This window comes from Gracilibacillus kekensis (assembly GCF_900143085.1).
GTDB lineage: Bacteria > Bacillota > Bacilli > Bacillales > Amphibacillaceae > Gracilibacillus > Gracilibacillus kekensis.
The window spans coordinates 235,320-257,043 of sequence record NZ_FRCZ01000002.1; the positions used below are offsets into that span (position 1 = coordinate 235,320).

Here is a 21,724-nt window from a genome sequence, read left to right on the forward strand (position 1 = left end):
ATATTTAAACTATACTGCGAAGTACCTGAATAGTAATTTTGAAATAAGGTAAGTGTGTATCAGCCGCTTCGGCTTGCTCACTTCGCTTTCCAGGGGCATGCTCTTCAGCTAACTTTTTCAAGCGGTCTGTGCTTGAAAAAAGTTAGCAGAAGGGAAAATCCCACGGAAAGGGGAAGTGGGCAGCCGAAGCGAATATTTAATAATTAGAATATTTCAAATTTACCACTTAGATTTATAAAATACCCATCAGTTACTTCGCAGTTTGTGTCTACAAGGAGGTTAAGTATATGTATGAAGAGTCGTTTTGGTATCATACTAATGATCAACATCAGCTTTTTGTCAGGTGTTGGCGGAATACGGTACAACCAAAAGCGGTTGTACAGCTTGCTCATGGTATGGTCGAACATATTGAAAGGTATAACGAATTTGCTACATATTTGGCAGATCAGGGCTTTATTGTATACGGTCATGATCATCGCGGACATGGAAGAACAGGGGAAAAAGCTGACAGTTTAGGCTTTTTTGCAGAAAAGGATGGGTTTGAACGTGTGGTGCAAGACTGTATCGAACTAACAGAATTCCTAAAGAAAGAACATCCCTCTCTTCCTGTTTTCCTCATTGGACATAGTATGGGTTCTTTTATCAGTCGTCGTTATATCATGTTAAATCCAGAATACCTTAATGGAGTAATATTAGTAGGAACGGGATTCCAGCCATCAGGTTTACTCAAATTTGGAAAAGGGATGGTCAAATCCGTCCGTTTATTAAAAGGGAAATTATCTCCTTCACCATTAATGAATAACCTTACCTTTTTGGGCTATAACAAAAAAACGGATAAACATACTAAGTTGGATTGGCTCTGTTCCAACCCAACGGAAGTTAAAAAATATCAAAAAGACCCATTGTGTGGTTTTATACCAAGTCTTCAATTTTTTTATGATTTTTATAAAGGTATTGAAAGTATTCAATCAAAAGCAAATTCGTTTCATATACCTAAAGATCTTCCACTACTATTTCTAAGTGGAAAAGAAGATCCTGTTGGTCAGTATGGAAAGGGAGTTGAAAAGACTGTTTCCTTTTATCAATCAATCGGGATGGAGTCTATTGAATATCACTTATACAATTATAGTAGACATGAGTTATTAAACGAAACGAATAAAGAAGAAGCATTCCAAGACATTAGCGAATGGCTAAATAGGCAAATTGCTTGTAAGAAAAGCACCCAATACGTATAATTAGCATGCTACACATGATTTCCCTTGAAATATGACCCATAAAAAGAGTAAAATTAAGTTGTAGTATTATCTAAAATCATATTACTTAGGAGGTTTTTTATTATGGCAGTAGAAAAAACAGTAACAATCACAGACGAGACAGGGGTTCACGCACGTCCAGCAACAGTACTAGTAAATAAAGCAGGTAGTTTCGCATCAGATATGAACTTAGAATATAACGGTAAGTCAATTAACCTTAAATCAATTATGGGTGTTATGTCTCTAGGGATCCCACAAGGTGCAGAAATCAAAATTGTTGCAGACGGTTCTGACGAGCAAGAAGCTCTAGATGCAGTCGTTGAAGTAATTAAATCAGAAGGTCTAGGAGAGTAATTTTTAAATGAGTTCATTAACAGGTATAGCAGCATCTAACGGGATAGCTATAGCTAAAGCTTATAAATTAGCTATTCCTGACCTTTCTTTTGAAAAAAAGAATGTAGAAGATACGAACAGTGAAGTAGACCGTTTAACGAAAGCCTTAGATATTTCCAAATCTGAATTGGAAAAGATTAAAGAGCATGCTCGCACCTCATTAGGTGACGAGCATGCAGAAATTTTTTCTGCTCACTTGTTGGTTCTAAGTGATCCTGAATTGATTAACCCAATTGAGGACAAGATCAAGACTGATAGTGTAAATGCTGAATTTGCATTAGACGAAACAGCACAAATGTTTATTCAAATGTTCGAAAACATGGAAAATGAATATATGAGAGAACGTGCCGCAGATATTAAGGATGTAACCAAACGTGTGATGGCACATTTATTAGATGTATCATTTCCTAATCCAGCTTTAATAGATGAGCAAGTCGTTGTAATCGCAGAAGACTTAACACCGTCGGATACGGCACAATTGAATAAACAATTTGTACAAGGTTTCACTACAAATATTGGTGGACGTACATCACACTCCGCCATTATGGCTCGCTCGCTGGAAATTCCTGCAGTTGTAGGAACAAAAGATGTAACAGAACAGGTGAAACAAGGAGATATCTTAATTGTTGATGGCATCGATGGTGAAGTTATTATTAACCCATCAGAGGAGCAAGTAAAATCCTATCAACAAAAACAAGAAGACTTCGAGAAACAAAAACAGGAATGGGCGAAATTGAAAGACGAACCTTCCGTTTCAAAAGATGGGCACCATGTGGAGCTTGTAGCTAATATCGGTACACCAAATGATGTCGAAGGTGTTTTAAATAATGGCGGCGAAGGTGTCGGCTTATACCGGACAGAATTTCTATATATGGGTAAAAACGAACTGCCAACAGAAGATGAGCAATTTGATGCTTATAAATCTGTTCTGGAACAAATGGGTGAAAAACCTGTTGTTGTTCGTACGCTTGACATTGGTGGCGACAAAGAGCTGCCATACCTTGAATTACCTGAAGAGATGAATCCCTTCCTCGGTTTCCGTGCCATTCGTTTATGCTTAGAGCGCGATGATATTTTCCGTACACAGCTACGTGCACTACTTCGTGCAAGTACATATGGAAATTTAAAGATCATGTTCCCTATGATCGCTACCTTGGATGAATTCCGTCAAGCGAAAGCACTACTTCTTGAAGAAAAAGACAAGCTTACACAGGAAGGTACTGATGTATCAGATGATATCGAAATCGGTATTATGGTAGAAATTCCTTCTACCGCTGTAATTGCTCGTCAATTTGCCAAAGAAGTCGACTTTTTCAGTATCGGAACAAATGATTTAATTCAATATACATTGGCAGCTGACCGTATGAATGAACGTGTTAGCTACTTGTATCAACCATACCATCCTGCAATCCTTAACCTTGTCCATAATGTGATTGAAGCAGCGCATGCTGAAGGAAAATGGGCAGGTATGTGTGGAGAAATGGCTGGCGATTCGATCGCGATTCCTATTCTTTTAGCTCTAGGTCTTGACGAATTCAGTATGAGCGCAACTTCTATCCTACCAGCTCGTACACAAATCAAAGACTTATCTAAAGAAGAATTAGCTTCTTATAAAGAGCAACTACTTAGCATGAACACGGCAGACGATGTAGAAGCTTTTGTCCGTGAAAAGACAAATCAATAATTAAAGAACAACTGAATTTCCATCTTAGTTGTTCCGATATAATTAACAAAAAACGCTTGGATTTTTATCTAAGCGTTTTTCACGTTAGGAATGTATTGGATTTGATGAAATGCGAAGCAGTTTCACCTGTTTTCCGTTATTTTTGAAGATACAACTTTGTCATCCTCGATTATTATTTCATATGTTGTTTGTAAATCATCCTGAAGTATGATCACCTCATAAATTGTAGCGTTATCAGAAACTCCAGCTCTTGCCTTCATATTCTTTGAAATATTATCAATTTCATAGTCACCGTCTATGACAGTATTAAAATGAGGTTCGATTATATTCTTTTCAAGATCACTTTGTAAATTAAAATTTGGAAGTATCATAATCAAAATTATAATTGACAGTGGTATAGCGATAAGAAAAAATATTTTAATATCAAATTTCTTTTTCTTAGCAGTTTCCATATTCAATCTCCTTTTTAAGCAAACATTACCACTTATATATTAACATACAATTCCTGTTTTCATTTTATCTTTTAGTAGTTCGGACAATAATTGTGATTATCCTACCTCAAGATATTATGAGGTTCGAGCCATACGGACAGCTAAGCCGAGATAAACGTTTGATTTTTACCATTTGCTTTTGCCTGATATAATAACTTGTCCGCCTCTACAAATAATTGTTGGGAAGACAATCCTTTTCGACCTTCTGCCAGCCCTATGCTAATAGTAACTGGATTATCAGCCTTTATTTCATGATGATATTCATCTTTCAATTTGATTCTGATGGTTTCAATTAATTGAAAGGTTTCTTCTAGCGTTTTATTCTCCAATACAACGATGAATTCTTCACCACCATATCGAAACACTTCATCATCCAGTGATATTTGCCGTTTGATTGTTTGCGCAATCCTTTTCAAAATAATATCGCCTACATGATGACCATAGCTGTCATTGATCGTTTTAAAATCATCAATATCGATAATGGCTATTTGAAAGAAGGCTTTATTGTTTAATTGTTGGATAGCTTGTACATTAGCTATATATTCACGAAATACCTTTACATTATAAATTCCTGTTAAACTATCAATTTTCGCCTCTTTTTCTAATAATACACTTTGACTTCTCATTCTCTCGCCCAGAAGAGACTGTGCGATTATAATGCCAGTAAGTAAGGCATGTAGTGCTAATAAAGGAATCAGATAATATATCGTATTGTCAGTTTGAAAGACTTCTGTACCATATTTGTTTACATAATAGTATGTGTAGATTAAGTTAGCTATTCCCATTAACAAGACCGGTTTATAGTTAAAGTATAACGATAAAACAACCACATAAAAAAAACTAAACATATAACCTGTTATGTAATGCTCAAAAAAATAAGGTTGAATGGCAAATATAAAAACCAGTAGATATTGGAGACCGTTTGTAAATATCCTTCTCCAAATAAGGAATGTAGGTATAAAGTAACAAACAACCCCACCAATAAATAATTCCAGTCCTATCTTAACGCCCAGACCAGGGATCGCTACAAGGCTGCCAACTGTTAATAATATCCAACAAGTACTGATTAATAATTTATTACGCGCATGTAAAGAAAAAACTTCTGAGCTTTTCATTGATGTCACCGCCTGAATTCGGTTTAAACTACTTTTATTATAGTTCTTTATTCCTAACTAAGCAATAAAAAAGAGTTACCAGCCTAACATGCTGATAACTCTTCTTTTACATCTTCCACTTATTTGAGCGGTTCATTAACCATAAAAAGTAAGGGGCCCCAATAATTGCGATAATGATACCTGAAGGAATTTCTTTAGGCACCAGCAGAGTTCTGCTAAGTACATCCGCTATCATTAGAAATACACCACCTAACAAAGCCGATGTCATAAATAATTGTTTATGCGCTGGTCCTAAAAGCATACGAGCAACATGTGGAGCAATTAATCCAACAAACCCAATAGTTCCAACTGTTGCGACACTGGCAGCTGCTACAATCGATGCTAATAATGCTAAATAAAATCGAGTTTTTAGCACAGGTAAACCTAATCCTTTTGCTGTGTCATCCCCCAATGCAAGTGTATGAATTCGATCACTAATTAAGAAGACGATCGGCACCAATATAATCAAAGGTCCAACAAGATAATATAATAATTCTGTCCAACTTTTAGCATAAGTTGTCCCTGACAGCCAAGTTAATGCAGAAGCAACGGCCATATCTGAGCGTACTACAATGATTTGAATGATCGCAGAACCAAAAGCAGAGACACCTATTCCTAATAAAGCTAATAACGCTGGTTGAAAATCTGCTCGATAAGCTAACACCATAACGATTAAGAAGGCTATAATTGCACCAGTAAATGCCCCCACCGGCACCCATACTGCTGAAACCGATCCTATAAAAAGGAAAATCATTGCACCTACACCTGCACCGGAAGTGATACCGATAACCGATGGATCTGCTAACGGATTTCGTAAAACTCCTTGAAAAATATAACCACTGATTGCAAGTAAAATACCACTTCCTGCTGCTACGAGTAATCGAGGCAAACGTAAATCCAATGCCATATTTTTAATAAAGGTATCATTATTCATAAATATCGCTTGAAACGTTTCTACTAATTGTATGCCTTTGTTTCCTGTCGATATCCCAATAAAAAGTGTCAAAAGTGCAATCGCTACTAAAATAGGGATAATCCATCTTTGGAATTTTACAGATTTAATCTGTCCTGCTAATATTCCTGTATCCTTACTGCTATAATTTTTGTTTTGTTTTCTCATAATAAGAAAAATTAACCATGGCGCACCAATAAATGCTGTGATTGCACCAACAGGTAGCTCAGAAAAAGTTGGATCTAAAATTCTAGCAAGTACGTCTGCTCCTATTAAAACAATTGCTCCCCACAAAAAGGAACCTAAAATAACCAAATAGTGTTTTTGAAAACCAAGCAGTTTTATTAAATGAGGTGCAATAATTCCTACAAAACCGATCGGACCCACTACACTCACAGTGACGGCGGTTAGAAATACGGCTAGAGTTATGGTTATGATTCTCGTTCGTTCTATGTTTTGCCCTAAACCAGTAGCCACCTCATCACCTAATTGAAATAAATCAAGCGATCTCGCAATTAAAAGTGAACCGACCATCCCTACGAAAATAAAAGGATAAGTAAACTGAACCCCTTCCCAATTATTTTGAACTAAAGTACCTGATCCCCATAAAAATAAACCAGCTGTTTCATTTTCAAAGAAAATTTGCAACATTGACGTAAATGCCGAAAACATCATGGTAACTACCATTCCAGCAAGCACCATTTTAACGGGGCTTGCGTTTGCTACACCTGCTAATGTATAAACTAAAACAGCAGTCAAAATACCACCAACAAATGCAACTAGTAAACCACTCCAACCACTAGTTGAAGATATAAACACACTAGCAAACACGACAGCAAAATATGAACCGGAGTGGATTCCAAGTGTACTAGCAGAAGCCAGTGGATTTTTCGTGATTGTTTGTAATAACGCACCAGAGACTGCCAGTGCTCCACCTGCTAAAACACCTATTACGGCTCGCGGCATTCGTAAATATCTTATGGTGTGGTGTTCTAACACATCTTTTGGAGCAAATATTGCTTCTAATATTGTCTTTGGAGCGATCGAGACACTTCCCTGATTCATATGTATAAATAATAATAAAAGCAAAAGGACGGTTCCGCCCCCAAAGGTCAGAACCGTTCTTCCAATATATGTTTTAGTTTTCGTTACCATAAAATCACTTCGCTTGTATTAATGCTTCTTTAATCTGGTTTGCAAAAACTCCCGCAGATAGTGGTCCACCAAATGTCCATGTATCCCCAGGTAATTGGTACGTGCTCTCCTCTTTAACAAATGCTAACTCTTCCCATGCAGGATTTCCGGCCAGTTGATTAGAGAAAATGTTATCATCTTCTTGTACAATATAGAAAAATTGTGCATTTTGTGCTGTCTGTAATGATTCTACACTAGTTTCGTCAAATCCGTAAACTTGGAACCCTTCAGATTCGTAAGCATTTTCTAAACCTATCTTCGTCATGATCTCAGTTGCCATTGCATTATCTTTAAATAAGCGAATGACCGGGGAATTGTCAGAGCTATATGCTTGAGCTAAGACAAAGTCAGTGTTATCAACACCTGCTTCATCGATTTCAGTCTCAATATCGCTATATGTTTGATCTAAATCAGCTAGAAGTTGATCTGCTTTATCTTCTTTTTGTACCAATTTAGCCATCTCTTTAAATGTCGATTCCATTTCTTCGTATTGTGTTCCTTCTCCCTCTTCAGGGTAGGAATTATAAGCAAGTGTAGGCGCGATTTCTTTTAAGCTATCCATGATCGCTTCATGCCGGAAATTTGCCGTGATAATTACATCTGGCTCAAGCGCTTGAATCGCTTCTAAATTTGGTTCTTGTCTCGTTCCAACATCTTCTACATCTTCACCAACTTCAGGTTCAATATTTACCCAGTCATGATACCCTTCAATATCTGCCATACCCACTGGCTGTACATCAAGTGCTAGCAAATTTTCGGCATATACCCATTCTAAGACGACAATCCGCTCAGGCACTTCATGAAAGGTCTGCTCTCCATACACATCTGAAACAGTGATAGATGTTTCTTCACTTGTCTCTGACTCATTAGCCTGTTCTTGATTTTGTTCTTGTCCTTGTTGGTCGTCCTGATCTGATTCAGTACTATCCTCTCCACAGGCAACTAAAATAACACTAATAAACATGATAAATGCGATAAAAAATAACTTTTTCATAAGTATGTCCCCTCTCTTACATTATGTATTTTTTTGTGTGGTGGCAAATATAATCCGTTTATCGGATAAACGGGGGCTTTTCCTTTGCGTGTTGGGCGATATATGCGTTTAACGGACAAAAGGAGTGCTTTTTCTCAGCGCTGAATGAATATAAAACCTCATCTAATTGAAAAAGATTATCATTTGCACTACCTAAAATAATACACATTAAATAAATGCTTGTCAATTATATTTTTCAAATAAAAAGTCCAAACGATTATCAATAATCGTTTGGACTTTAGACACTCTTAAACTTATTTATTTAGGTTATAGAATGCTGTCTTTCCAGCATATTTTGCTGTTCCAATTAGTTCGTCTTCAATGCGAAGTAACTGGTTATATTTTGCTACACGGTCTGTACGAGACGGTGCACCTGTTTTGATTTGACCAGCATTTGTAGCCACTGCAATATCAGCAATTGTTGCATCTTCTGTTTCACCTGAACGGTGCGAGATAACAGCCGTATATCCAGCAGTTTTCGCCATTTCGATTGCTTCAAATGTTTCTGTAAGTGTACCGATTTGGTTTACTTTTACAAGGATAGAGTTACCTACACCTTGTTCAATACCTTGCGCAAGACGCTTCGTATTGGTAACAAATAAATCGTCACCTACTAATTGTACTTTGCTTCCGATACGATCTGTAAGAAGTTTATGACCTTCCCAGTCATTTTCATCTAGACCATCTTCGATTGAGATGATTGGATACTTATCTGTCATTTCTTCATACCATGCAACCATTTCTTCTGAAGTACGGACAACACCTTCACCTTTAAGGTTGTACTTACCATCTTCATAGAACTCAGAAGATGCTACGTCCATTGCAAGCTTCACTTCTTCACCTGGTTTGTAACCAGCTGCTTCGATTGCTTCAATGATCGTAGACAGTGCTTCTTCATTTGATTTTAAGTTTGGTGCGAAACCACCTTCATCACCAACACCTGTGTTATATCCTTTGCCACTAAGTACTTTTTTCAGGTTGTGGAAAATTTCTGCACCCATACGTAGTGCTTCACGGAAAGTTGGCGCACCTACAGGCATGATCATGAATTCTTGAATATCTACGTTGTTATCTGCATGCTCTCCACCATTAAGGATGTTCATCATTGGTGTTGGAAGTGTCGTAGCATTAAATCCACCTAAGTACGTGTAAAGTGGTACTCCTAGGTAGTCTGCCGCTGCATGTGCTGCTGCCATTGATACACCAAGGATTGCATTTGCACCTAGTTTACCTTTGTTTTCTGTACCATCAATTTCTAATAAAAGTTGATCAATGACAACTTGACGAGTAACATCAATACCAAGTAATTCTGGTGCAATTACTTCGTTGACGTTTTCTACTGCTTTTAAGACACCTTTTCCAAGGTAGCGGTCTTTGTCACCATCACGTAATTCTACTGCTTCGTGTTCACCAGTGGAAGCACCACTTGGAACTAGTGCGGAACCGAATGCTCCTGTTTCTGTATAAATTTCAACTTCAACGGTTGGGTTACCACGGGAATCTAATACTTCGCGTGCATAAACATCTGTAATAAATGGCATAATATAAAACTCTCCTTTTAATGAATTATTTTTTAATAAGGCTTGCGCCGGTCATTTCTTTTGGCAGATTCACTTCTAATAAGTCTAATAATGTTGGTGCAAGATCTGCTAAGATACCACCATCTCGTAATTCAACGCCATCTTTTGTTACGATGACAGGAACCGGATTGGTTGTATGGGCAGTCATCGGCTTACCTTCTTCGGTTAACACTTCATCAGAGTTACCATGGTCAGCTGTGATGATTGCATTTCCACCTTTTTCAATAATCTTGTCAACAATTTTACCTAAACACTCGTCAACCGTTTCAATTGCTTTAATCGTTGGCTCCAACATACCTGAGTGACCTACCATATCAGGATTTGCAAAATTTAAAATAATCGCATTTTGCTCGCCCTTATCTAGTTCTTCTAAAAGTGCGTCTGTTACTTCATATGCACTCATTTCTGGTTGTAGGTCATAGGTTGCGACTTTAGGTGAATCAATTAATATACGCTTTTCACCAGGAAATTCCTTTTCACGTCCACCACTCATGAAGAAGGTAACGTGCGGGAATTTTTCTGTTTCTGCAATACGTAATTGATTTAAATTGTTTTGCGCTAAAACTTCCCCGACTGTATTATCTAGGTTCACCGGCTCATAGGCCACATAACCATCAACAGTTTCACTAAAGTTTGTAAGACACACAAAATGGATATCTTTCGGTGCTTTAGCTCCTCTGTCAAAGTCACGGAAATCTTCATTTGCGAAGGTACGAGATATTTGAATAGCACGGTCTGGTCGGAAGTTATAAAAGATCACAGAATCTTCATCTTGAATCGTTGCTTTCGGCTGGCCATTCTCATCCGTAATAACGGAAGGAAGCACGAATTCATCATAGATTTCATTCTTATATGAATCTTCAACTACTTCAATAGGATCTGAATAGGTTGGACCTTCACCGTTTACCATCGCATCATACGATTTTTTAACACGATCCCAACGTTTGTCACGGTCCATCGAGTAGTATCGACCAGAAATGGTAGCAAATTCACCCACGCCGAATTCATCCATTTTGGCTTGTGCATCTTTAATATATTTTTTTGCTGATTTTTGACCAACATCACGGCCGTCTAAAAAGGCATGTACATACACTTTTTTAAGACCTTTATCTGCTGCTAGTTTGAGCACAGCATATAAATGTTCGATATGACTGTGTACTCCACCATCAGATAATAATCCAAAAATGTGTAGTGCTTTGTCATTGTTTTTGGCATGATCTGTTGCGTCTAGTAAAACTTTATTTTCAAAAAAGTCGCCTTCTTTAATCGATAAGTTGACACGGGTTAGACTTTGATAGACGATTCGTCCTGCACCAATGTTTAAGTGACCAACCTCCGAATTACCCATTTGTCCATCAGGTAAACCAACAGCTTCACCGGAAGCAATTAGCTGACTTGTTGGGTACTTACCCCAGTAACGATCAAAGTTAGGTGTGTTTGCTTGTTTGACTGCATTTCCTTTTTCTTCATCTCGAATCGCATAACCATCCAAGATGATAAGTGCAGCTAATTTGTTTTGGCTCATTTGGCACCAGCCTCCACTAGCTGTAAAAAGGAATCTGCTTCAAGACTTGCACCACCTACTAAAGCTCCGTCAATATCTGATTGTGAAAGTAACTCATCGACATTTGCTGGTTTTACACTTCCACCATATTGAATACGTACTGCTTCACCTGCAGCAGTTGAGATTGTATCGGCAACTACTTTACGGATATGTGTACAAACTTCATTCGCTTGTTCCGAACTAGCTGTTTTGCCTGTACCAATTGCCCAGATAGGTTCATAAGCAATGATCGTAGCTTTAACTTGGTCTTCACTTAGACCAGAAAGTGCCGCTTTGACTTGGTTTTCGACAACATCCATTGTTTGATTTGCTTCCCGTTGTTCCAATGTTTCACCAACACATACGATTGGAGTTAAATTATGAGCGAATGCTGCGTGTGTTTTTTTGTTTACCGTTTCATCTGTTTCAGCAAACATTTCGCGACGTTCTGAGTGTCCTAATACAACATAAGTTACGCCAATGTCTGCAAGCATACTTGGGCTTACTTCACCTGTAAATGCACCGTTTTCTTCAAAGTGCATTGTTTGAGCCGCTACAGCTAAATCTGTACCTTTTGCTTTTTCTACTAATGTTGGTAGGTAAGGAAAAGGTGCACAAACTACTGATTCTACCTTTTCTGTGTTTGCTACTTTGTCTTTTGTATCTTCGACAAATTGTACTGCTTCACCTAGCAGTTTATTCATTTTCCAGTTACCTGCAATTACTTTTTTACGCATGTCATTCATCTCTCCTTTATTACTTGTCTGTTAATACACTTACACCTGGTAGCTCTTTACCTTCCATAAACTCTAAGGAAGCTCCACCACCTGTTGAGATGTGGTCCATTTGATCTGCGTAATCAAATTTTTCAACAGCTGCTGCTGAGTCACCACCACCAATAACAGTATAACCTTCTGTTTTGCTTAATGCATCTGCTACTGCTTTTGTTCCATTAGCGAAAACTTCTAATTCGAATACACCCATTGGTCCATTCCAGATGACTAGCTTAGAGTCTTTAACGATATCTGCATATTTTTCACGCGTTTTCGGACCGATATCCAATGCTTCTAAATCAGCAGGAATTTGGTCAATTGCCACGATTTGTGTGTTCGCATCATTAGAAAAGTCATCCGCAACTACAACATCAACAGGCATTACAAAGTTGACACCTTTGTCTTTAGCTTTTTGCATATACTCTTTCGCTACTTCAATTTTATCTTCTTCTAAAAGTGATTTTCCTACTTCATGACCGAGTGCTTTTACAAATGTATAAGCAAGACCGCCACCGATAATGAGATTATCCACTTTATCTAAAAGGTTATCAATCACACCGATTTTATCCTTTACTTTCGCTCCACCAACGATTGCAGTGAATGGACGATTTGGATCTGATAATGCTTTTCCTAATACATCTAATTCTTTCTCTAATAAGAAACCTGCTGCCGAAGGAACGTGCTCAGCAATACCTGCTGTTGACGCATGTGCACGGTGAGCAGCACCAAACGCATCATTTACATAGAAATCAACAAGACTTGCAAATTCTTTCGCTAGTTGAGGATCGTTTTTGGTCTCGCCAGCTTCAAAACGTACATTTTCAATCAATAAAAGATCGCCATCTTCTAGTTGACTTACTGCTTGATTTACTTCGTCTCCATAAACCTGGTCTGTTTTTATAACAGTTTTGCTGATTAGATCACTAAGACGTTTTGCAACTGCATCCATGCGAAGTTCTTCAACAACTTCTCCACCGGGACGACCTAAGTGGCTTGCGAGGATAACTTTTGCACCTTGATCTGATAAGTATTGAATCGTTGGTAATGCTGCTTTTATTCGTGTATCATCTGTTACTTCTCCATCTTTCATAGGTACATTAAAATCTACACGACAAAATACTTTTTTACCTTTTACGTCAATGTCTTTAATTGTTTGTTTGTTCATTTGTATGAACCTCCTTAAGGACTTTGATTCTTTAATCATAGGAAAAAACGGGAGGAGGAATGATCCCCCTCCCGCTTTTTGTTATCTTATAGTCCTTGTTTTTTAAGATATGCTGCTAAATCTACACAACGGCTAGAGTATCCCATTTCGTTATCATACCAAGATACTACTTTTACCATGTTACCTTCCATTACCATTGTTGATAATCCATCAATAGTAGAAGAGTTTGTGTTTCCAACATAGTCAGCAGATACAAGTGGCTCATCAGAATATCCTAAGATACCTTTTAAGTGGCCTTCTGCAGCTTCTTTTAATGCATTATTTACTTCATCAGCAGTTACATCTTTATCAAGTTCTGCTACTAAGTCAACTAGTGAACCGTCTGGAGTAGGTACACGCATTGCCATACCATTTAATTTTCCTTCTAATTCAGGTAAAACTAGAGAAACTGCTTTGGCAGCACCTGTAGAAGTTGGAATAATGTTTTCTGCTGCTGCACGCGCACGACGGTAGTCTTTATGCGGCAGATCAAGAATTTGCTGATCATTTGTGTATGAGTGAATAGTTGTCATCATACCACGCTTAACACCGAATTTATCATTTAATACTTTTGCATATGGTGCTAAACAGTTTGTTGTACAAGATGCATTAGAGATTACATCATGCTTTGATGCATCATATTTATCTTCATTAACACCCATTACAACTGTGATATCTTCATCTGTTGCTGGTGCTGAGATTACTACTTTTTTCGCTCCTGCTTCTAAGTGTTTAGCTGCAGCGTCACGTTTTGTAAAAATACCTGTTGATTCAATTACAATTTCTACTCCTAAGTCTCCCCAACCTAAATTAGCTGGATCGCGCTCAGAAAGTACTTTAATTTCTTTTCCACCTACTGAAAGTGCATCACCTTTTACAGAAACTTCTTGATCTAATTTTCCGTGTACGGAGTCATACTTAAGTAAATGCGCAAGCATATTTGCATCAGTTAAATCATTAACTGCTACCACTTCTACCTCATCGTTATTTAAAGCTTGACGAAAAACGTTACGACCGATACGGCCAAAACCATTAATACCTACTTTTACTGCCATGCTAAAATTCCTCCTTATAATATGCTTTATAATTTATATTTAAAGGGATTAACCCTTTAACAACTCTTTTGCGGCTGCTTCATCTGTTATCAATACATTACTTTTTCCTTGTTTAAAGTAAGATTGAATTGCTTTCGCCTTTGAAGATCCACCAGCTACTGCTACTACGTACTGAGCAAATGCTAGTTCTTCTAATTGCATGCCGACTGTTCGGACTTTATATACCACTTTTCCTTGTTCATCTAAATAATAACCAAATGCTTCACTGACGGCATTTTCGTTTTTTAACTTATCGATTACAGCTCCTGAAGCTTTCCGGCGTTTTGCCATTGTAATAGCATCTCCAATACTGTGGAGAACAATTCTCGAGTCATGGATCATTTCCAGGATATCCTTAATTGCCGGCTCTTCAATAATCGTATGATACGTATCTTCACTTAAAGGATCAGGTACATATAACATTCGATAGTTACCGTTAACCTTTTTCGCCATTTGCGCACAGATCGTATTTGCCTGGTTTTCCACCTGTTCGCCTAGACCACCTCGTGCTGGTACAAACGTACAGTTAGCAGCATGCTCCATTGGCTTCATTTGGTTTGCAACCTCCGCCATTGACGTTCCACCTGTTACAGCAATCGTTTGATTGGAAGTTAATATTGAACTTAGAAATTGAACACACGCTTTCCCTAAATCATGTTTTACAGATAATTGTTCATCACTATTACCTGAAACAATAATGACATGCTCCAATTGTAATTTATCCTTAATTTCTGATTCTAAAACACGAAATTCAGAAATTTCATTCATAAACACAGATAATTTCTCAATGATATTCTCACCATCGGCTGTTAATTGCATGCCTTTTGATGTCACCATGATAAATTGATGCTTATTCAGGAATTCTATTTCTGTTCGAACGACACGCTCTTTTAACTTGATATTATCAGCTAAGCTTCGTCGACCGATAGGCTGCATTAGTTGTATGTAATGTAATATTTTATATCTTCTTTGCATGACATCAAGTAAATCAGGGAACAATTTTTCTTGAATATCTAATAAATCCTTCAATCGAAAAGCTCCTTTTTTAGCGCCGGGATTTTTTTGTCCCTCCTAGCCGCATTTCGTCCCGCTCAGAACAAAAAAAATTAACTTCCATAGATAATTGTACCAAATGCTCTAAATACTCTCAACTATTTTCTGAATCTTTTTTCGATTTCAGATAAGATTCGACCTTTTCGATGTCGATATGCTCTGAGTCAATCAAGTATTCCTTGTGTTTAATCACCGGAATTAACAAGTGGTATTCTTCTAAAAGCTTATCATCATTATAAATATTTATTTCTTCTATTTCAATTGAATAGTCTTGCTGCAGTATCTCTAGCGTAACTTTGGCCTGATCACAAAGCCCACAATTTTCCTTACCATACAAAGTCAGTTTCATAACACCCTCCACATATTGTTAAATTTATTAAAATAATACTCATTATATCTAAACTGCGAAGTAACTGACATAGGATAATTGACAAAAGTATTGAGATGAGTGCTAATCCAACGCTACGGAAAAACACTCCCTTTCCGGGGGCACGGCCTCAGCTAACTTGGTAAAGAAAAACACTTTACCAAGTGGATCTTCAGCTCGTGCTGTTCCCACAGGAGTGTCGCATTTTTCCTCCGCTTTGTGAGATATCTGTCCAAGTACGAGGAAATATGCTGTGACATCAACATTCTAGCTGTTTCTATATTTGTAGAACACTATGGAAGCGTAGTCCATTTACGTAGACTCCAGCGAGAACAGCGTCTTCCGAAGACCCCACAGGCAGTGATTTTCTGCCGAGGAGGCTGTGGTGACGCCCGCGGAAAGCGAAGTAAATGGACGGAGCATTTGCCTAGCATTCATCATACTTTCAAAATTGTCACAACTTCGTAGTTTGTATCTACGGCTAAATTTTATTTATTTGATTTTTTACTGGATTGCTTTCATTCCGGTGTCGATCATTTCCTGGATAACATTTGCTGATTTTTCAAAGTGTATCTGCTCTTTTTTAGAGAGGTCGAGTTCCATTACTTCACGAATACCATGTTCATTCAATAACGCTGGAACACCGATGTACATGTCATTTAGTCCATATTGTCCATCTAAATGAGCAGAAACAGTAAGTATCGCATTCTCGTTATTCAATATGGCTTTTGTTAATCGAACTAAACCAAGTCCAATCCCATAGTATGTTGCCCCTTTTCGCTCAATAATATGATAAGCAGCATCTCTAACATTCTCAAAAATGTCAGTCATTTCCTTATTTTGATAGACGTCTTGAATGTTGGCGTACTGAATAAGTGGTACTCCACCAATTTGAACATGACTCCATACCGGTAATTCTGAATCGCCATGTTCTCCAACGATATAGGCATGCACATTTCGAGCATCAACCTCAAAATGTTCGCCTAAAAGGTAACGGAATCTAGCCGTATCTAAAATTGTACCTGAACCAATTACGCGTTCTTTTGGTAAACCAGAAATTTCACGAGTAAGGTGTGTTAAGATATCTACAGGATTTGTGGCAACGACAAATATTCCTTGAAAATCAACAGCCATGACTTTATCAATAATTCCTTTAAATATCTTCGCGTTCTTTGAAACAAGGTCCAATCTTGTTTCACCAGGCTTTTGATTCGCTCCTGCTGTTATGACAACTAAATCCGCATTATGACATTCCTCATAATCACCCGCTTTAATACGCATTGGATTTCCAAATGCCATGCCGTGATTTAAGTCTCGTGCTTCTCCGTCTGCTTTTGCTTCATCTAAATCAATCAGTACCAGCTCATTTACAACACCCTGGTTCAATAAAGCATATGCATAACTTGTACCAACAAAACCGGTTCCAATTACTACTACTTTTCTAGTTTTTGTTTTACGAATTGTCATAACAACCATTCCCTTCATACAAAAATAGGCTATAGTTATACTATATCCCAATTAATATACTTATGAAACCATATTTTGTAACAAATTTGTGAAAAAATGAGCAATAAGACTCTTTTATGAAACAATCAGCATAAACTGACCTAACTTGATAGAATCTTTTATTACATAAAAGCACCTTCTGCAATTAGATATATTCTAACTGCAGAAGGTTATTTGCTACATAATTATTGCCATAATGTAATTAAATTCTCTGCATTTGCTTTAAGGTCAAAATGAGCTAGTTCTGAAATAGCGTTTTGCTCTCTCTGATAATCTAGCAAAGCGATGAATGTGTTTAGATGCTTGACCACTTTCTCGGCTTGGTCATTATCCGCGAAAGTGTTTAAAGATGTAAGATGTGTGTTTAATGCACGAGCCATCTGTTCGTTACTTATGTCATCAGATTCTATATACTCAGTCAATAAGTTACCTAGTTCATCCACCGTATCAACTAAATCGAGCTCACCAGCCATTACCTGCAAATCATGAATAGCCAACCACATGTCACCTTCTACATTATCTTGTGTATTCGTTATTTTGACATAACGGGCAGGAAGTGCATCAAATTCCGCATTAATGATATACTCCGTGTTATCTTCTTTTTCAGCTACAGTCTGCCATGTTTCTCCATCCGCAGAAACTTCAACTTTATAGCCACGGAACCAATCTTGATGGGAATCTTTCAATCCTCTTTCTTCCCAATGTGATCCAGAATCAACATGAATTTGATCAATTACGGTCATTTCTCCAAGATTTACTTGATAGTACATTCCTTCTTGTATGTTTTCACCCGAAGACCACCGTGTACCTAGATCGTTATCTAATGGATATTCTAATGAACTAGGAGCATCCCCTGCATCAGGTGATTCTGAATTATGACTCGCATCAACCGTCCAATTACTTCGATCGATAGAATTTTCAAACTCGGTAATTGGTTCAAAGCAATAATTACTTCCACAATCGACAGTCGGTGGTGGGAAATCCGGTCCTGCAAATTGAATCCAGTTGATATTTGTTTGTCCAGATACATAATAAACATAAATATCATGTGTGCCACTAACTTCTGCTAATTCTGTACTGATTGTATTCCACTGTTGCCAGTCACCTGTAGCTGTCCCATCAATTGAAGCTATGGCCTCACCATCAGGAGAGTCTAAACGTATTTCAAGTTCATAATCCATTGTTGATGCTGTTCGAAGATAAATCTCTTCCATACGTTCTAAGTTTAAACCTTCGTATTTTAGCCATTCTCCTTCTCCAGTCCAGCCAATATTCTGGCCGCCTCCTATATCTGAAGTAGTTTCAGTATCAATGGAGGCTGACTTGTCATCAAAGTTTTCTGCTTCAATTCTCGGTTTAATAAATTCAATCGTTTGTGACCCTTCTAGTACAGGCGCCCCGTTATTCCCATTATCATTAGCTACGAGCGTGATTTGCCACCAAATATTGTCGTTATAATTGTGACCTTCATCTAGTAATGTATAGGACACTTCACAACCTGTTTTATATTCTTGTGGATGACCGTGTTCATCATGCAATAAATCCAGTCGCCATTCTAAGTTTTCACATGCAATTTCTCCATCTTCTTCATCATATGCGCTACCCTTAAATGTAAAGGTATCACCATTCATAAAGAACGTTTTGTCTGCTGGCTCTAAGATTTCAACCGTTGGTGGAGTGTTACCAATCGTGATTGTTTGATTCCAATTAGCCGATTTTCCAGTATGATCTGTTACCGTTAAGCGAACCGTATATTCCCCATTGTCTGTATACGTATGAGAAGGACTTTCTTCGGACGATGTTGTCCCATCACCGAAATCCCATTCAAAACTAATTTTATCGCCATCTGGATCTTCCGTACCTGTTGTATCAAATGTGATTTCTTCTCCAATTTGTGCATAGATGGCACTTGCCTTTACTTGTACATTTGGAGCACGTTCTAATACACCCCAGGAAATCTTACGAATACCAGAGAATTCATTTACTTCCCACCATGAATCACCGAATTCAGCTACATAAATACTACCATCGGGACCAACCTCTACATCCATCGGCAGCATTAGCCCATCAATAAAGTCATCTACAGATACGATCTCACCATTTTCATCTGTTTCTACTGCTTTCATCCACCCACGAACGAAATCGTATAATAAGACTTTCCCATCGTAGCTTGATGGTAACGCATTTTCTCCAGATCCCGGGTCATAAACCGGTCCTGCATTCGATGTACGACCTCCACTTCCCCAAGGCTCCTTCGCTCCATATGGATAGAAAGCGATTGGATCTTGCGCTTCATTCTCTGCAAAATCAAGGATTTCTTCTGGCTCTGTTAAAACATCATCAGCTGAGAAATCTCCAGCTACTGTACTAAAATCAAAGTTAGCAGCAAAATCTTTAAATCGTTGATCATAGTCATCATAAGGTGTATCCCCTATCACATATGGCCAACCAAAGTTTTGCCCTGGTTCGGTTACTACATTAAATTCGTCATAGTCATTATCACCATCTGGTCCAACATCTCCTTCATAGATGTAACCTGTCTCAGGATCAAAGGAAATACGATAAGGATTTCGGAAACCGTAAGCATAGATTTCGTCTCGAGCACCTTCCACATCAACAAATGGATTATCTTCAGGTGCTGAACCATCCTTGTTCAACCGTAAAATACTTCCCCGCAGATCTCCAAGATTTTGGGCAGTTTCAACGGACTCTGCTTGAGGACCATTTGTAGCTGGTTTGTTATCACCAGTGGTTACATAAAGTTTATCATCTGGACCAAACTCCAAAAATCCTGCTTGATGGCAACATTGAGGATCGGACGGAACCTCTAACAATACTTCTTCTGTAGAAGGACTGACGGATCCATCTTCATAAGTGAAACGGGATAAATTATTAATAATCTCACCATCTTCTGTATATCCCGGTACAGAATAGTAAATATAAATGTGACCGTTATCCTCAAATTCCGGATCCAGTGCAATACCCATTACACCGTGTTCTCCTTCTGTTGTTGTATTGATCTCTAAAATTTCATTAGTAGATCCATTTGGTTGTGTTTCATACACTCCACCATTGATACTAATTGAGAAAACACGGTTATCATCTGTCACCTCTAAGGAAGTAGGACGTGGGACAGCATCTGTCAAAGTTTCAGAAATCAAGCCAGGTTTTACACTAGGTTGATCACAATTAGTATCTGTTTCCATACCAAATGCATAATCTAATCCTCCAAGAATGTGTTGCTTAAACTCCTCTTCAGATGACCAGGTTTGGGAATGGTGACCTAACGCAGTAATGAAAACACGACCAGATTCTTGAGGACTACACCAAGAAGTTGGGTGATCATCAAACTGACCGCCGCGTGGACCATCCACAGATTCTGTATCCAAACTCAGTAAAATATGCTTTCCTGCTTCACGGGGGTTCATATCTTCTGGAAAGATATATACTTCTTCCAGTTTACTCCATTCACCATTTGTAAGGTGTTCAGTAGATGGGTGCTCATCATCTTCTACTAAAAAGTTCACTTCTTGTGTCCAAGGATGTGAATCGAAATAGGTTCCTACCATTTCACCATATTCTGGCCAGTCATAACCTGTATCGATTGCTGCATGTGCCCCTACGAATCCGCCACCATTTTCCACAAAATTAATAACTGCTTCTCTTTGTGCTTCTGTTCCAAAGTTTGAAGTTGTGTTTGCAAACATGATCGCGTCATAATCTGCTAGAAACTCATCCGAAAATGCCTCAGCTAATGTCAAATCATCCGGCCGAGCATTTTCAGTTTCATCAACAAAGGTTACTTCAAAATTATTCTCTTCTCCCCACTCTGGCAATACATCTTTTGCATCTTCAATCGAGCCGTGACGGTATCCTGCTGTATGTGTTACTACAAGTAGTTTATGAACTTCCTCACCTGTATGCTCGCCAACATGAGCGAAAGCCGCTATTGGATTTAACATAGGTGCTATTAGTAAGGAAAGTACCATCGCAATTAATAGACTAATTTTACTTAATTTCTTTTTAAAAACCACTCTTTTACACCTCCGATTTTTTTTAAATCCTTGGTGTTGATTCAAGATGTTAGTTAACCAGAACGAAACATCAATGACAAAGATCTATTACTCGTTTCCTTATCACATACCATCTCCTTTATTCCATAGTGACCTAGTAAACTTTATCTTTATTTCGTTTTCTCCAATAAAAAATACATATGAAAATAAAACGAATCATACTATAAACCAAGTACACATAATGATTCATTTACAAAGATAAACTACTTGGTCATCCCCACCCACTTCCCCACTTTTCTTTCATTAGCTATATTGCTGACAGAATGCTCGAAACACTTCCAAAATCTCTTTCAATATTAGTCAAAGTTTTTTTTATGGAGATCGGGCATGTGTGTCTACTTGTTAACTAACATCGCTACTAATCAAACTTTTTATTT

The 21,724-nt window shown here is 37.9% G+C and carries 16 protein-coding genes; 3 read left to right on the forward strand and 13 right to left on the reverse strand.

What is annotated here, in order from left to right; genetic code table 11:
• Positions 1-287: 287 nt before the first annotated feature.
• The 3 genes from BUC25_RS06690 to ptsP all read left to right on the forward strand — a co-directional run bounded on the left by BUC25_RS06690 (position 288) and on the right by ptsP (position 3,330).
• Positions 288-1,235 carry an alpha/beta hydrolase gene (locus BUC25_RS06690; RefSeq protein WP_073200991.1) on the forward strand — a complete coding sequence of 316 codons (948 nt, stop codon included), beginning with the start codon at positions 288-290 and terminating at the stop codon, positions 1,233-1,235.
• 102 nt (positions 1,236-1,337) lie between these two features.
• On the forward strand, positions 1,338-1,607 hold the full coding sequence (locus BUC25_RS06695; protein WP_018930942.1) for a phosphocarrier protein HPr: 270 nt from the start codon (positions 1,338-1,340) through the stop codon (positions 1,605-1,607).
• Between the two features lie 7 nt (positions 1,608-1,614).
• Positions 1,615-3,330, forward strand: coding sequence for a phosphoenolpyruvate--protein phosphotransferase (gene ptsP, locus BUC25_RS06700; RefSeq protein ID WP_073200993.1), 1,716 nt, complete (start codon positions 1,615-1,617; stop codon positions 3,328-3,330).
• Positions 3,331-3,452: 122 nt separating this feature from the next.
• Here the strand turns inward: ptsP and BUC25_RS06705 are convergent, their stop codons facing one another.
• The 13 genes from BUC25_RS06705 to BUC25_RS06765 all read right to left on the reverse strand — a co-directional run bounded on the left by BUC25_RS06705 (position 3,453) and on the right by BUC25_RS06765 (position 21,308).
• Positions 3,453-3,782 (reverse strand): hypothetical protein, encoded by a 330-nt coding sequence (locus tag BUC25_RS06705; protein WP_073200995.1) that lies wholly within the window; start codon positions 3,780-3,782, stop codon positions 3,453-3,455.
• Between the two features lie 140 nt (positions 3,783-3,922).
• The gene (locus tag BUC25_RS06710; RefSeq protein WP_073200996.1) at positions 3,923-4,936 is read right to left on the reverse strand and encodes a GGDEF domain-containing protein; all 1,014 of its coding nucleotides are present in this window, start codon (positions 4,934-4,936) and stop codon (positions 3,923-3,925) included.
• Positions 4,937-5,042: 106 nt separating this feature from the next.
• The gene (locus tag BUC25_RS06715; protein WP_073200998.1) at positions 5,043-7,082 is read right to left on the reverse strand and encodes an iron ABC transporter permease; all 2,040 of its coding nucleotides are present in this window, start codon (positions 7,080-7,082) and stop codon (positions 5,043-5,045) included.
• 4 nt (positions 7,083-7,086) lie between these two features.
• Complete coding sequence (locus BUC25_RS06720; protein ID WP_073201000.1) at positions 7,087-8,115, reverse strand: ABC transporter substrate-binding protein; 1,029 nt, start codon at positions 8,113-8,115, stop codon at positions 7,087-7,089.
• Between the two features lie 293 nt (positions 8,116-8,408).
• Positions 8,409-9,695 carry a phosphopyruvate hydratase gene (gene eno, locus BUC25_RS06725; protein WP_073201002.1) on the reverse strand — a complete coding sequence of 429 codons (1,287 nt, stop codon included), beginning with the start codon at positions 9,693-9,695 and terminating at the stop codon, positions 8,409-8,411.
• A gap of 25 nt (positions 9,696-9,720) precedes the next feature.
• Positions 9,721-11,259: a 2,3-bisphosphoglycerate-independent phosphoglycerate mutase gene (gene gpmI / locus BUC25_RS06730; protein ID WP_073201004.1), complete on the reverse strand. Its 1,539-nt coding sequence runs from the start codon at positions 11,257-11,259 to the stop codon at positions 9,721-9,723.
• A complete protein-coding gene (gene tpiA, locus BUC25_RS06735) occupies positions 11,256-12,014 on the reverse strand; it encodes a triose-phosphate isomerase (RefSeq protein WP_073201006.1) in 759 nt (252 codons plus the stop codon). The genes gpmI and tpiA overlap by 4 nt, the downstream gene beginning before the upstream one ends.
• A gap of 19 nt (positions 12,015-12,033) precedes the next feature.
• Positions 12,034-13,215 (reverse strand): phosphoglycerate kinase, encoded by a 1,182-nt coding sequence (locus BUC25_RS06740; RefSeq protein WP_073201008.1) that lies wholly within the window; start codon positions 13,213-13,215, stop codon positions 12,034-12,036.
• 86 nt (positions 13,216-13,301) lie between these two features.
• Positions 13,302-14,309 carry a type I glyceraldehyde-3-phosphate dehydrogenase gene (gene gap / locus BUC25_RS06745; RefSeq protein ID WP_073201011.1) on the reverse strand — a complete coding sequence of 336 codons (1,008 nt, stop codon included), beginning with the start codon at positions 14,307-14,309 and terminating at the stop codon, positions 13,302-13,304.
• Between the two features lie 48 nt (positions 14,310-14,357).
• Complete coding sequence (locus BUC25_RS06750) at positions 14,358-15,377, reverse strand: sugar-binding transcriptional regulator (protein ID WP_073201013.1); 1,020 nt, start codon at positions 15,375-15,377, stop codon at positions 14,358-14,360.
• A gap of 118 nt (positions 15,378-15,495) precedes the next feature.
• Entirely contained in the window at positions 15,496-15,750 is a 255-nt protein-coding gene (locus BUC25_RS06755; RefSeq protein WP_073201015.1) for a glutaredoxin family protein, read from the reverse strand.
• Between the two features lie 522 nt (positions 15,751-16,272).
• Positions 16,273-17,235 carry an L-lactate dehydrogenase gene (locus tag BUC25_RS06760; protein ID WP_073201017.1) on the reverse strand — a complete coding sequence of 321 codons (963 nt, stop codon included), beginning with the start codon at positions 17,233-17,235 and terminating at the stop codon, positions 16,273-16,275.
• 224 nt (positions 17,236-17,459) lie between these two features.
• Positions 17,460-21,308, reverse strand: a complete 3,849-nt coding sequence (locus tag BUC25_RS06765) for a ThuA domain-containing protein (protein WP_073201019.1) — start codon at positions 21,306-21,308, stop codon at positions 17,460-17,462.
• Positions 21,309-21,724 lie beyond the last annotated feature (416 nt).

What these genes read in the sequence shown, in the direction of transcription:
- BUC25_RS06690 (WP_073200991.1), top strand. Translation starts at nt 288, where the DNA reads ATGTATGAAGAGTCGTTTTGGTATCATACTAATGATCAACATCAGCTT.
- BUC25_RS06695 (WP_018930942.1), top strand. Translation starts at nt 1,338, where the DNA reads ATGGCAGTAGAAAAAACAGTAACAATCACAGACGAGACAGGGGTTCAC.
- ptsP (WP_073200993.1), top strand. Translation starts at nt 1,615, where the DNA reads ATGAGTTCATTAACAGGTATAGCAGCATCTAACGGGATAGCTATAGCT.
- BUC25_RS06705 (WP_073200995.1), bottom strand. Translation starts at nt 3,782, where the DNA reads ATGGAAACTGCTAAGAAAAAGAAATTTGATATTAAAATATTTTTTCTT.
- BUC25_RS06710 (WP_073200996.1), bottom strand. Translation starts at nt 4,936, where the DNA reads ATGAAAAGCTCAGAAGTTTTTTCTTTACATGCGCGTAATAAATTATTA.
- BUC25_RS06715 (WP_073200998.1), bottom strand. Translation starts at nt 7,082, where the DNA reads ATGGTAACGAAAACTAAAACATATATTGGAAGAACGGTTCTGACCTTT.
- BUC25_RS06720 (WP_073201000.1), bottom strand. Translation starts at nt 8,115, where the DNA reads ATGAAAAAGTTATTTTTTATCGCATTTATCATGTTTATTAGTGTTATT.
- eno (WP_073201002.1), bottom strand. Translation starts at nt 9,695, where the DNA reads ATGCCATTTATTACAGATGTTTATGCACGCGAAGTATTAGATTCCCGT.
- gpmI (WP_073201004.1), bottom strand. Translation starts at nt 11,259, where the DNA reads ATGAGCCAAAACAAATTAGCTGCACTTATCATCTTGGATGGTTATGCG.
- tpiA (WP_073201006.1), bottom strand. Translation starts at nt 12,014, where the DNA reads ATGCGTAAAAAAGTAATTGCAGGTAACTGGAAAATGAATAAACTGCTA.
- BUC25_RS06740 (WP_073201008.1), bottom strand. Translation starts at nt 13,215, where the DNA reads ATGAACAAACAAACAATTAAAGACATTGACGTAAAAGGTAAAAAAGTA.
- gap (WP_073201011.1), bottom strand. Translation starts at nt 14,309, where the DNA reads ATGGCAGTAAAAGTAGGTATTAATGGTTTTGGCCGTATCGGTCGTAAC.
- BUC25_RS06755 (WP_073201015.1), bottom strand. Translation starts at nt 15,750, where the DNA reads ATGAAACTGACTTTGTATGGTAAGGAAAATTGTGGGCTTTGTGATCAG.
- BUC25_RS06760 (WP_073201017.1), bottom strand. Translation starts at nt 17,235, where the DNA reads ATGACAATTCGTAAAACAAAAACTAGAAAAGTAGTAGTAATTGGAACC.